Source organism: Faecalibacterium sp. An192 (genome assembly GCF_002160175.1).
Taxonomy (GTDB): domain Bacteria; phylum Bacillota; class Clostridia; order Oscillospirales; family Ruminococcaceae; genus Faecalibacterium.
This window is the reverse complement of record NZ_NFKB01000070.1, coordinates 1-11,330: the sequence shown is the minus strand read 5'-3', so window position 1 is coordinate 11,330 and position 11,330 is coordinate 1. Positions and strand designations below refer to the sequence as shown.

Sequence of the window (11,330 nt, the reverse complement as noted above, 5' to 3'; positions counted from 1 at the left end):
TCTAATGGCCACAACTACCCTGGGCAACAAGTCCACCGGCAGCATTATCAAGCTGAAAGAAAACGGCACGCTGGTGGACTTCTATGTTGCCAAGCACGACTATGAAAGCGGCCTCAACGGGGCCGGGAGGACGCTGGTGGTCCGCAAGGACACCTATGATGACCGGGTGTGGGACAACGGCAATGTGAACGCCTACGCCAGCAGCGACCTGGATAGCTGGTTTAACAGCACCTACAAAAACATGCTGGACGCCGACATCCGCTCCCTCATCGGTACGACCAAAATCCGCTACACCCCCGGCAACGGCAACAACACGGTGGGCACCCTGGAGCGGGCCGTCTTTGCCCTGTCCCTCACCGAGCTGGGGCAATCCCACACCTATGCCAACACGGAGGGCTCCGCCCTGCCCATTGCGTCCACCCTGCGGATTGCCTACCGCAACGGGAGCGCCACCACCCAATGGACCCGCTCCCCGTACACGTACCGCACCGGCTACGCCTGGAGGCTGAGCTCCTATGGCGGTATCAACGACGACGGCTGCAATAACTCCTACGGGTCCCGCCCCGCTTTCACTCTCCCCTCCTCCCTCTATGTGAGCGATGACGGCTCTGTGTTTCAGAACACCGCCCCCTCTACGCCCGCCAGCATTTCTGTCCCCAGCAGCATCAACGGCGGCAGCACCATCACCGTGAGCTGGGGCACCTCCACGGATGCAGAGGGCAACCTTGAGGGCTACATTGTCGAGCGCCAGGTGGACGGCGGCTCCTGGTCCCAAATCTACCAGGGCACCGCCACCAGCACCACCAACACCGTGGCCTTTGGCACCAACACCGTGGCCTACCGGGTCAAGGCCTATGACGCTGCCGGACTTGAGAGCGGCTGGAAAACCAGCAGCACGGTGACGGTGACCAACAACCGGGCCCCCGGCGCTCCCGGCAGTCTGACCGTCCCCGCCGTTGTCCGTGGCGGCAGCAACCTGGCCATCTCCTGGACCGCCGCCTCTGACAGTGACGGCAACCTCAGCGGCTATGAGCTGGAGCGGCAGGTGGACGGCGGCTCCTGGACCCAAATCTATAAGGGCTCCGCCCTGGCCTACACCGACACCATCACCGCCGGGTGGAACACCGTGGCCTACCGTGTGCGCTCCTATGACAGCTACAACGCCACCAGCACCTATGTGACCAGCGAAACCCGGACGGTGGACAACAACGCCATCCCGGTCATCACCAGCTCCACGACCTCCGGCACCGATCTGGGGACCAAGGAGGACGGCTTTGACCTGACCTACACCGTGACGGACGCTGACAGCGACACCGTGACGGTGAAAGAGTACCTGGACAATGTGCTCAAGCGGACCTACACCGCCACCCTGGGGCAGAGCAACACGGTCCAGTGTGTCACCGCCGCCAACTGGCAGAAAGTCCTCAACGGGGCCCACACCATCAAGGTGGTGGCCAATGACGGCAAGGCGGACAGCACCCCCTACACCGTGACCTTTACCAAGGCGGTCTATGAGGCCTCCATCACGATGGCAGAGCCCATTGACGCTGACGATGTTATTTCTGTGTGCGTTGTGTCTATCAACGGCCACATTCCCGCCGACGCTGATTTGCAAGTGCTTGTCACCAATAACGCAAAGGACAGCTCCCCCGTGTGGGAGGACGCCACCCAGGACTACAAAAACGGCTCCAACCATGTTTTCACCAATCAGACGGCCACAAACGGCTTTGCTTTCAATGTCAAGGTCAATGTGAGCCGGGGCTCCAGTGGTGAGGCCGGATATATTACCGCCATCGGCGGAGCGTTCCAGTAAGGCACGAAACGGCCCCCTGCGGTGCTGATACACCCAGGGGGCCGAAATACAGAGTTTTTTCCAGTAGAAAAAAAGGGAGGCGGTCCCCGTGACAAACGAGGAACTTGTAGCAAAAATCCAAGCCGGGGAGCGGGACCGCCTCCCGGAGCTCTGGGAACAGGTGGAGCGTTTTGTGGCCAACCGGGCCCAGCGCCTTATGACCCTATACGCCAACGGCTACATGACGAACACCGGCGGCGTGGAGTTTGATGACCTATACAACAGCGGCTATATCGCCCTGGTGGCCGCCGTGGACACCTACAAGCCGGACAGTGAGATGCAGTTTATAGGCTGGTTTGCCTTTGCTTTACAAACTGCTTTCGGGAACACCGGGGGATGGAGGGCCCACAAAAATGACGCCTTGCGCCAGGCGGTGAGCCTGGACGCCCCGCCCAGCGAGGACGGCGGGGAGGATGTCCGAGCCCTTGCAGAGTTTGTGGAGGACCCCAGCGCCGCCCAGAGCCTCCAGGGCGTGGAGGATAGCATTTACCATGACCAGCTCCACGCCGCCCTGGAGCGGGCCTTGCAGCGGCTCCCAGAGGCCGAGGGGGACGCCATACGGGGCAAATACTTTGAGGGGCGGGAACTGTCCAGGGACGAAAAGAACGCCGAACACCGGGGCATGAGCAAGCTCATAAACCCCGCCCTCCATGCGGAGCTGCTGCAATACATAGAGGACCGCACCCCCTACTATTTGCGGGTGGGCATCCAGACACAACGAAACACCGGGGAAAGCGCCGTTGAAAAAATCGTTTTCAAGCGGGAGGCCCTCCGGCGGAAAGTGGGGCTTGAATGATGTTAGATACCTTGTACCAGCTATTTTACCTGCGGCGTGAGGCAGAGGCGGAGCGCCGCCGCCTCCAAGAGCTGGAGAACGGCCCGGCAACGGCTGAAATCCGTACCATTATGGAGGACAGGCTCCGCCGGGTGGAGAAACAGCGGGACCGCCTGGCGGCCTACATTGACGCCATAGAGGACGATTTTATAAGGACCTTGTTTGTGCTCAAGTTTGAAAAGCGGCTGACCTGGCGGCAAATTGCCCTTAGCATGGGCGGCAGAAATTGCGCCGACAATTTGGCCAGGACGGCCCAGCGATATGTAGCAAAACACCCCCTATAATTTCCCCATTCTTTCCCCCATTTACCACAATTCTGGCCCGTTCCACGCTGTTCCACAAAATGCAAAAAGCCCACGGTGCAAGGGCTCCAGCGGATACCCATTCCCAGCTATTTTATACCCTTTGAAAAGACCGGCATGACCAACCGCATTGAGGGCGGTGCCGATCTGGACGGCGTTATCTCCACCCTCACAGACGGCTTTACAGAGGCCCTGCTGACGGCGGCGGAGGGCGTCCATGCGTAGACCCTGCCCCATGCCGGAAACACGGAGTTTTTTCCAATGGAAAAAAGGAGGGTGACAAGATGAGTTACACCTGCTATCTGGGCGGGGCCCTTTGGCCCACCCCAGAAAAGCTCCAGGTGAAAATCAAGGGGAAAAACAAAACCCTGGTCCTCTTGAATGAGGGCGAGGTCAATTTCCTGCGGGCCCCCGGCCTCACGGAGCTCACCGTCCCCTTTGACCTGCCCATGCTCACCGGCTCCCGGTCCCCGGACTACTACCTGGGACTGCTGGAGCGAATGAAAGCCAACAAGGAAACCACCCAATTCATGCTGGTGCGGATGTCCCCCTCTGGGGGGATGCTCTTTGACACCAACATCAAGGTAAGCGTGGAGGACTACAACATCACCGAGGACGGCAAAAAGGGCCTGGATGTGGCCGTGGATGTCAACCTCAAGCAATGGCGGGACTACGGCACAAAGACCGTGACCGTGGAGGAGCCCAAGGCAGAGAGCACCACGCCCACCGTGACGGTGGAAAAGGAGCGGGACGCCAGCACGGCCCCCACGGCCAAGACCTACACGGTCAAGGCCGGTGACAGCCTGTGGGCCATCGCCGCCAAGTATTACGGCAACGGGGCCGACTACAACAAGATTTTCAACGCAAACACGGACAAAATCAGCAATCCCAACCTCATCTATGTGGGGCAGGTGCTCACCATCCCATGACCTATGAGCTGCTGATACAACACCAGGGGACCATCATGCTGCCCCCCGTGGTGGAGAATGTGAGCATTGAGTGGGAACGCCAAGGACAGCCGGGAAAGCTCATTGCCGAGGTGGTCAAGACACCCGGCTTGAGCTTTCAAGAGGGCGACCCGTGCCGTTTTTCCGTGGACGGCACCCCCGTCTTTTATGGCTTTGTCTTTGAGAAATCCCGCAAGGGCAGCACGGATGACATCATCCAAATCACCGTATATGACCAGCTCTACTACCTCAAGAACAAGGATACCTATGTCTACACCAACAAGACCGCCGCCGATGTGATACGCATGATTGCGGAGGACTTCCAGCTCAATGTGGGGGACCTGGAGGACACCGGCTACACCATCGGGAGCCGGGTGGAGGACAACCAGACCCTCTTTGACATCATCCAGACGGCTTTGGACGAAACCCTCAAGGCCACCTCCCAGATGTATGTGCTCTATGACGATGTGGGCAAGCTGACCCTCAAGAACATCGGCAGCATGAAATTGGGGCTTTTGATTGATGAGGACACGGCTGGGGACTTTGACTATAAAAGCTCCATCGCATCCCAGACCTATGACAAAATCAAGCTCTCCTATGAGAACAAGGACACCGGTAAGCGGGAGATTTTCGTGGCCCAGGACAGCTCCAACATCAACCAATGGGGCGTCCTGCAATACTACGAAAAGCTGGACAGCACTACCAATGCCAAGGCCATGGCGGATGCCCTCCTCAGCCTCTATAACACCAAAACCCGGACCCTCAAGCTCCAAGATGTGCTGGGGGACATCCGGGTGAGGGCCGGGACCCTGCTGGTGGTCATGCTGGGGCTGGGTGACATCAATGTGTCAAACTACCTCATGGTGGAGCAGGTCAAACACACTTTCAACAATGAGCAGCACCTCATGGAGCTCAAAATGCGAGGTGGTACATTTGTCACTTGACATCAATGAACTGGTGCGGCTGGTCAAGCGGGCCGCCGTGGAGGCCGTCCAGGCAGGCGCTCCCATGAGCGGGGGCTATGGCTATGTGACCTCCACCTCTCCGCTTGAAATCACCGTTGACCAAAAGAAAATATTGACCGAGGCCCAGCTCATCCTCACGGACGCCGTGAGGGACTACACCGTGGAGATGACCACCATGCCGGAGTTTCACGAAACCGAGGAAACCAGCGGCGGGGCCGGGGATGCCTCTTTTGCGCCCCACAAGCACCGCTACCAGGGCCGGAAAAAGTGGAAAGTCCACAACGCCCTCCAGATGGGGGAAAAGGTCATCCTCCTGCGGTGTGACGGCGGGCAGCAGTACATTGTCCTGGGCAGATGGGAGGCGAGGACCTAATGGCAACTTTACCGACCACGGGGGATGACCTGGACCTCATCACCTTTGCGGTGGAAACCCAGCCCAGCTACACCCACAAGCTGGACATTGACCGCAACCGGGTGAGAGGCATGACGGATGAGCGGGATGCCGTCCTCCAGGCCGTTTACCTCATTCTGAATGTGGAGCGCTACGCTTTCCCTATTTATTCCCGCAACTACGGCTCCGAGCTGTCCGATCTGATAGGCAAGCCCAAAGACTACGCCATGAGCGAGATAAAGCGGCGCATCACGGAGGCCCTGCTCCAGGATGACCGCATCACCTCCCTGGACGGCTGGGAATTTGAAATGGGCAGAAATTGGGTCACGGCCCGGTTTACCGTCCACACCATTTATGGCGATGTAAGCGCCCAAAAGGAGGTTGACATCTGAATGTTTGAAAGCAGGACCTATGAGGCGCTGCTGGCCAGCGCCCTGTCCAGGGTGGCCTCCCCGGTGGACAAGCGGGAGGGCTCCATGGTGATGAACGGCGTGGCCCCGTCCATGGCAGAGCTGGCCCAGCTCTACATTGCGGCGGACTTTGTGCTCCAGGCCACCTACATCATCACGGCCCCCCGTGAGTACCTCATCAAGCGGGCCCATGACCGCAACATGGACCCCTACCCGGCCAGCCCCGCCGTCTATCGGGCGGAGTTTAACATTGAGGTCCCGGTGGGGACCCGTTTCTCCTGCGAGGACCTCAACTTTGTGGTCACCGCCCGCATGGACCCGGAGGAGGACACGGAAACCGGCCTCAGCCACCAGGTCACCTGTGAAACCCCAGGAGCGGCGGCCAACAACTACGGCGGCACCCTCATCCCGGTGGAGTATGTGCAGGGGCTCACCCATGCGGAGCTGGTGGAGCTGCTCATCCCCGGCGATGATGAGGAGGAAACGGAGGCTTTCCGCCAGCGGGTGCTGGACAGTTTCCAGTCCCAAGCCTTTGGCGGCAACCAAGCCGACTATCGGGAGAAAGTGCTGGCCATGCCCGGCGTGGGGGACCTCAAAATCCACCCCGTCTGGAATGGCGACATTTCCCCGGCCAGCCTCATCCCGGATGAGGCCGTGGAAAGCTGGTACACCAGTACCATCTCCACGGTGAGCGGCTCCGTGGCCACCTGGCTCACGGCAGTCTACACGGCGGCCAAAGAGAAAAAGCTCACGGTGGGCGGCACGGTCAAGCTGGTCATCATGGCCTCTGACTACAAGGCCCCCACGCCCACCCTGCTGGAGGAAATCCAGACGGCCATTGACCCGGAGCAGAACGCCGGGGAGGGCCTGGGCCTGGCCCCCATCGGCCATGTGGTCCATGTGACCGGCGTGACGCCGGAGGAGGTGGACATTGCCCTCCACCTCACCTATGCCTCCGGGTGGGATTGGGATGCCGTCAAGAGCTATGTGGAGGCCGTCATTGACGCCTACTTTGTGGAGCTGTCCCAGGATTGGGCCAGCTCTGATTTTTTGACCGTCCGCATTTCCCAGATTGAAAGCCGCATCCTCTCCGAGTGCTCCAACATGATAACGGACATTGGCGGCACCAAAATCAACGGGCAGGAGAACAACCTGGCCCTGGGCCCGGACAGCATCCCCGCCAGAGGGGAGGTCACCGATGGATAGACACCTTTTGAACTACCTGCCCCCGGTGCTCCGGGAGGTGCTGGAGTTTCAAGTCATCAACGGGGCCAATGAGCCGGAAATCTCCCTTGCATGGGACGCCATCACCAGGGTGCTGGCCAACCAATTCCTTGAGGACGCTGATGAGGACGGCGTGGCCGTGTGGGAGCAAGAGCTGCGGCTCTTTCCCAAGGACACGGACACCCTGGAGGCCCGCAAGGCCCGCATCAAGGCCAAGTGGAATTTGGAATTGCCCTACACCCTGCGCTGGCTGAAAAACTGGCTGGCGGGCCTGTGCGGCCCGGACGGACACTCTGTTTCTCTCCAGGACTACACCCTGGACATCCAGCTTGACTACACGGTCCTGCCGGAGGCGGACCGGCTGGCGGGGGAAATCCTTGACATGCTGCTGACGGTCCGCCCGGAGAACATCCACATTTTGATGACCGCCCTTTTGCAGTCTACCGGCGGCGTCCGGCTGGGGGCCTACACGGAGCGCTCCCTGCACATGGACCTGTGGCCCCTGCTGACCAATGAGCTGGAGAGCACCGGCGGCGTCATCGGAGCCGGGCCTCTGGAGTATCGTGCAACCCTTGAAATTTATCCATACGAACAGGAGGAAAGCGGAAATGCCTGACCAGGAAAGAAAGTACGGCACCAGGATAACCACGGCGGGGTCCACCCTCATCACCAACTGCATTTTGGCGGGGACCAAGCTGAAAATCACCCAGGCCGCCGCCGGTGACGGCGGGGGCAGCTACTACCTGCCCAGCACGGAACAGACGGAGCTTGTGAGGGAGCTGTGGCGGGGGCCCATCGTGTCCGCCGAGCAAAACGCCTCTGTCCCCAACATGATGGATGTGAAAATCATCATTGATGACAGTGTGGGCAACTTCATTGTCCGTGAAATGGGCCTCTTTGATGAGGACGGCACCCTCATTGCCATCTGCAACACCCCGGACACGGAAAAGGTGGCCATCTCCACCGGCGTGGACGGGCGGCTCACCATGCTCATGCACATTGTTGTGGTGGACAGCTCCGTGCTGGAGTTTACCATCACCCCGTCCCTGGACACGGTGAGCCCGGAGGACCTGGAGGAGGCCATTGCCGAACACAACACGGACCCGGCCAGCCACCCGGACATCCGGCAGGACATCACGGACGCCGTGGATGACCACAACACCGATGAAACCTCCCACCCGGACATCCGTGTGGACCTCAGCGGCCTGGACAGCCGCCTCTCCGTGCTGGAGCTGAAATACGGCACCAATGTCACCGGCAACAGCTTTGAGGTGACCTTTGGGACCCTCACCGGCGTGGTAGTCACCGGCGTCTGGAATGAAACCTATGCGAGGATTGAGTTTTAATGCCAAGCTATGACATCATCCCTCTTGCCTCCGATCTGCTGGACTACACCATCCAGCGGGTCAAGCAGAAAGAGGCAGAATACAAGCCGGTCAAGGCCTACATCATGGTGGGTGACCAGCTTGTGGAAAAGCTCCTCTATGACAAGGTGAAAGATGACGGAAAGCCTCACTTTCCAAAAAGCCAGACTTTCCACCTGTGCGCCGAGCTCCAGGACTGCGCCGTCCGCATCCTCAAGGGCTGTGAGGCCGCCAATGGCCGCTACTTTGAAACCGAGTATGAGGAGCGGCTCAAGGACCTGGACGGCGTGCTCATCGAGTGCCAGACCATGGAGCAGCTCATCAACCTCAGCTATGGCCGCAAGTACATCACCGGCGACCAATGCCACTATTGGGCGGAGCTGGTGCGCCCGGTCCGTCAAAAGGCTTTCAACTGGAGGAAATCAGACGGCAACCGTGCCGCCGCCCTCCGGGAGGCCAAGGCGGCCCAGGAGCTTGCCAAGATGGGGCAAATGGCCCTACAAATTGCGGAGGCCCTGCGGCCTCAGTAAACGGATACAACGGCCACCAAGGCCGTGTATTTGGGTGTGACCTGTTTATTTACCTCTACCTCCCCGAACACGAACAACACCAACAACGCCTGGAGGCTGAACTCCAATGGCAATATCAACAACAACAACTGCAACAACTCCAACGGGTCCCGCCCCGCTCTGATGGTAAGGTCCGACCGAGTAGGCCCAAAGCCGAAAGCAGCGCCATCCATCACATCAAAGGAGGTCACATCCAGCCTTGACACCAAGGCAAATACATTGCGCCGATGCACCCCACCGCACACCGAGGCGGCGGGGTGCTGCTGGTCCTGTCCCTGCGGCACCTACACGGCGCACAAGGAGAGGGAGGCCCGCCGCCGGGATGACAGGGGGCCGCCCGCATGTTTACAGGGGTGCAAAGACCCGTGCTGAAATTCTCTGAGATATGCACCTTTTCGGTGCTCTACAAAGCCTACCTGGCGGCCAGACGGGGCAAGCGCTCCAGGGCCGCCACCGCCAACTATGAGGTCCACCTGCTGGCCAACATCGTCAACCTTGTCTACATCCTGCAAACCAAAATCTACCGGCCCGGACTGTTCCGGGTGTTCTATGTCTACGAGCCCAAAAAGAGATTGGTGCAGGCCCCGGCCTTTGTTGATAAAGTGGTCCAGCACGCATTGGTGGACAACCTCATCTATGAGCGCATCACCAACAGTTTCATTCTGGATAACTACGCATCCCAGAAAGGCAAAGGGCTCCACTTCGGCCTGGACCGGCTGCGTGGATTTTTCACGGAATACTGGAACAAATACCGCACGGCGGAGGGCTGGGTCCTCAAGGCAGATGTGCGGCATTTCTTTGCGTCCATTGACCACGACAAGCTCAAGGAAAAACTCAAAAAGCTGGACCTTGAGCCCATCGTTTTTGACCTGCTGTGTACCTACATAGACAGCACGGACGGCCTGCCGCTGGGCTACCAGACCAGCCAGCTTTTTGCCCTGCTGTTCCTGGATGAGTTTGACCACTTCGTCAAGGAGCGGCTCCACATCCGCTGGTATGGCAGGTACATGGATGACTTTTTCCTCATCCACCCGGACAAGGACTATTTGCAATTCTGCCTCAAGGAAATCCGGGTCTTTATGGCCAGCCTGGGGCTGGAGCTCAATGAGAAAACCCAGATTTTCCCCATCCGCAACGGGATTGATTTTCTGGGCTTTCACACCTATCTGACCGAGGAGGGCAAGGTCATCCGCAAGCTGCGGCACAGCAGCATCAAGCGTATGCGCTCCAAGCTCCGCCGGTGGGAGCAGGACTATCCGGCGGGCCTTGTGACCCGTGAGAAAATCCTGCAAAGCTGGCAGGCCTGGGACGCCCACGCCGCTCACGGCAACACCTGGTCCCTGCGCCAGCAGGTGCGGGACCGTGTGCAAAACATTCTAAAGGAGGAAATCTAATGGCCACAACTACCCTGGGCAACAAGTCCACCGGCAGCATTATCAAGCTGAAAGAAAACGGCACGCTGGTGGACTTCTATGTTGCCAAGCACGACTATGAAAGCAGCCTCAACGGGGCCGGGAGGACGCTGGTGGTCCGCAAGGACACCTATGATGACCGAGTGTGGGACAGCGGCAATGTGAACGCCTACGCCAGCAGCGACCTGGATAGCTGGTTTAACAGCACCTACAAAAACATGCTGGACGCCGACATCCGCTCCCTCATCGGCACCACCAAAATCCGCTACACCCCCGGCAACGGCAACAACACGGTGGGCACCCTGGAGCGGGTCATCTTTGCCCTGTCCCTCACCGAGCTGGGGCAGTCCCACTCCTATGCCAACACGGAGGGCTCCGCCCTGCCCATTGCGTCCACCCTGCGGATTGCCTATCGCAACGGGAGCGCCACCACACAATGGACCCGCTCCCCGAACACGAACTACGCCAGCAACGCCTGGAGGCTGTTCTCCTATGGCTATATCGTCGGCAGCAACTGCAACAACTCCTACGGGTCCCGCCCCGCTTTCACTCTCCCCTCCTCCCTCTATGTGAGCGATGACGGCTCTGTGTTTCAGAACACCGCCCCCTCTACGCCCGCCAGCATCTCCGTCCCCAGCAGTATTGACGGCGGCAGCACCATCACCGTGAGCTGGGGCACCTCCACGGATGCAGAGGGCAACCTTGAGGGCTACATTGTCGAGCGCCAGGTTGACGGCGGCTCCTGGACCCAAATCTACCAGGGCACCGCCACCAGCACCACCAACACCGTGGCCTTTGGTACCAACACCGTGGCCTACCGGGTCAAGGCCTATGACGCCGCCGGACTTGAGAGCGGCTGGAAAACCAGCAGCACGGTGACGGTGACCAACAACCGGGCCCCTGGCGCTCCCGGCAGTCTGACTGTCCCCGCCGTTGTCCGTGGCGGCAGTAACCTGGCCATCTCCTGGACCGCCGCCTCTGACAGTGACGGCAACCTCAGCGGCTATGAGCTGGAGCGGCAGGTGGACGGCGGCTCCTGGACCCAAATCTATAAGGGCT

General features: G+C 59.6%; 13 protein-coding genes. All 13 read left to right on the top strand.

The genetic code is table 11. The annotated features are described in order from the left end of the window. A partial coding sequence (locus B5F27_RS16855) for a DUF6273 domain-containing protein (RefSeq protein WP_158098267.1) occupies positions 1-1,813 on the top strand: 1,813 nt, incomplete at its 5' end. Positions 1,814-1,901: 88 nt separating this feature from the next. Then, positions 1,902-2,648 (top strand): hypothetical protein, encoded by a 747-nt coding sequence (locus B5F27_RS14705; protein WP_087368849.1) that lies wholly within the window; start codon positions 1,902-1,904, stop codon positions 2,646-2,648. Beyond that, complete coding sequence (locus B5F27_RS14700) at positions 2,645-2,971, top strand: hypothetical protein (RefSeq protein ID WP_144066547.1); 327 nt, start codon at positions 2,645-2,647, stop codon at positions 2,969-2,971. The genes B5F27_RS14705 and B5F27_RS14700 overlap by 4 nt, the downstream gene beginning before the upstream one ends. 302 nt (positions 2,972-3,273) lie before the next feature. Next, a complete protein-coding gene (locus B5F27_RS14695; RefSeq protein ID WP_079699110.1) occupies positions 3,274-3,918 on the top strand; it encodes a LysM peptidoglycan-binding domain-containing protein in 645 nt (214 codons plus the stop codon). Then, entirely contained in the window at positions 3,915-4,880 is a 966-nt protein-coding gene (locus tag B5F27_RS14690; protein WP_087368847.1) for a hydrolase, read from the top strand. The genes B5F27_RS14695 and B5F27_RS14690 overlap by 4 nt, the downstream gene beginning before the upstream one ends. Continuing rightward, complete coding sequence (locus B5F27_RS14685; RefSeq protein ID WP_242962211.1) at positions 4,870-5,274, top strand: DUF2577 domain-containing protein; 405 nt, start codon at positions 4,870-4,872, stop codon at positions 5,272-5,274. Before B5F27_RS14690 ends, B5F27_RS14685 begins: the two co-directional genes overlap by 11 nt. After that, on the top strand, positions 5,274-5,684 hold the full coding sequence (locus B5F27_RS14680; RefSeq protein ID WP_158098266.1) for a DUF2634 domain-containing protein: 411 nt from the start codon (positions 5,274-5,276) through the stop codon (positions 5,682-5,684). Before B5F27_RS14685 ends, B5F27_RS14680 begins: the two co-directional genes overlap by 1 nt. Continuing rightward, a complete protein-coding gene (locus B5F27_RS14675; RefSeq protein WP_087368845.1) occupies positions 5,685-6,908 on the top strand; it encodes a baseplate J/gp47 family protein in 1,224 nt (407 codons plus the stop codon). Next, positions 6,901-7,542, top strand: a complete 642-nt coding sequence (locus B5F27_RS14670) for a putative phage tail protein (protein ID WP_087368844.1) — start codon at positions 6,901-6,903, stop codon at positions 7,540-7,542. The genes B5F27_RS14675 and B5F27_RS14670 overlap by 8 nt, the downstream gene beginning before the upstream one ends. After that, positions 7,535-8,272, top strand: coding sequence for a phage tail protein (locus tag B5F27_RS14665; protein WP_158098265.1), 738 nt, complete (start codon positions 7,535-7,537; stop codon positions 8,270-8,272). Before B5F27_RS14670 ends, B5F27_RS14665 begins: the two co-directional genes overlap by 8 nt. Next, entirely contained in the window at positions 8,272-8,820 is a 549-nt protein-coding gene (locus tag B5F27_RS14660; RefSeq protein WP_079699103.1) for a hypothetical protein, read from the top strand. Before B5F27_RS14665 ends, B5F27_RS14660 begins: the two co-directional genes overlap by 1 nt. Before the next feature lie 404 nt (positions 8,821-9,224). Further along, positions 9,225-10,253: a reverse transcriptase domain-containing protein gene (locus tag B5F27_RS14650; protein ID WP_242962210.1), complete on the top strand. Its 1,029-nt coding sequence runs from the start codon at positions 9,225-9,227 to the stop codon at positions 10,251-10,253. After that, a partial coding sequence (locus B5F27_RS14645) for a DUF6273 domain-containing protein (protein WP_144066546.1) occupies positions 10,253-11,330 on the top strand: 1,078 nt, incomplete at its 3' end. The genes B5F27_RS14650 and B5F27_RS14645, both read left to right, overlap by 1 nt.

Excerpts from the sequence above, each read along its gene's own strand:
- B5F27_RS14665 (WP_158098265.1), top strand. The coding sequence starts at position 7,535 with ATGCCTGACCAGGAAAGAAAGTACGGCACCAGGATAACCACGGCGGGG.
- B5F27_RS14690 (WP_087368847.1), top strand. The coding sequence starts at position 3,915 with ATGACCTATGAGCTGCTGATACAACACCAGGGGACCATCATGCTGCCC.
- B5F27_RS14670 (WP_087368844.1), top strand. The coding sequence starts at position 6,901 with ATGGATAGACACCTTTTGAACTACCTGCCCCCGGTGCTCCGGGAGGTG.
- B5F27_RS14675 (WP_087368845.1), top strand. The coding sequence starts at position 5,685 with ATGTTTGAAAGCAGGACCTATGAGGCGCTGCTGGCCAGCGCCCTGTCC.
- B5F27_RS14680 (WP_158098266.1), top strand. The coding sequence starts at position 5,274 with ATGGCAACTTTACCGACCACGGGGGATGACCTGGACCTCATCACCTTT.
- B5F27_RS14695 (WP_079699110.1), top strand. The coding sequence starts at position 3,274 with ATGAGTTACACCTGCTATCTGGGCGGGGCCCTTTGGCCCACCCCAGAA.
- B5F27_RS14700 (WP_144066547.1), top strand. The coding sequence starts at position 2,645 with ATGATGTTAGATACCTTGTACCAGCTATTTTACCTGCGGCGTGAGGCA.
- B5F27_RS14660 (WP_079699103.1), top strand. The coding sequence starts at position 8,272 with ATGCCAAGCTATGACATCATCCCTCTTGCCTCCGATCTGCTGGACTAC.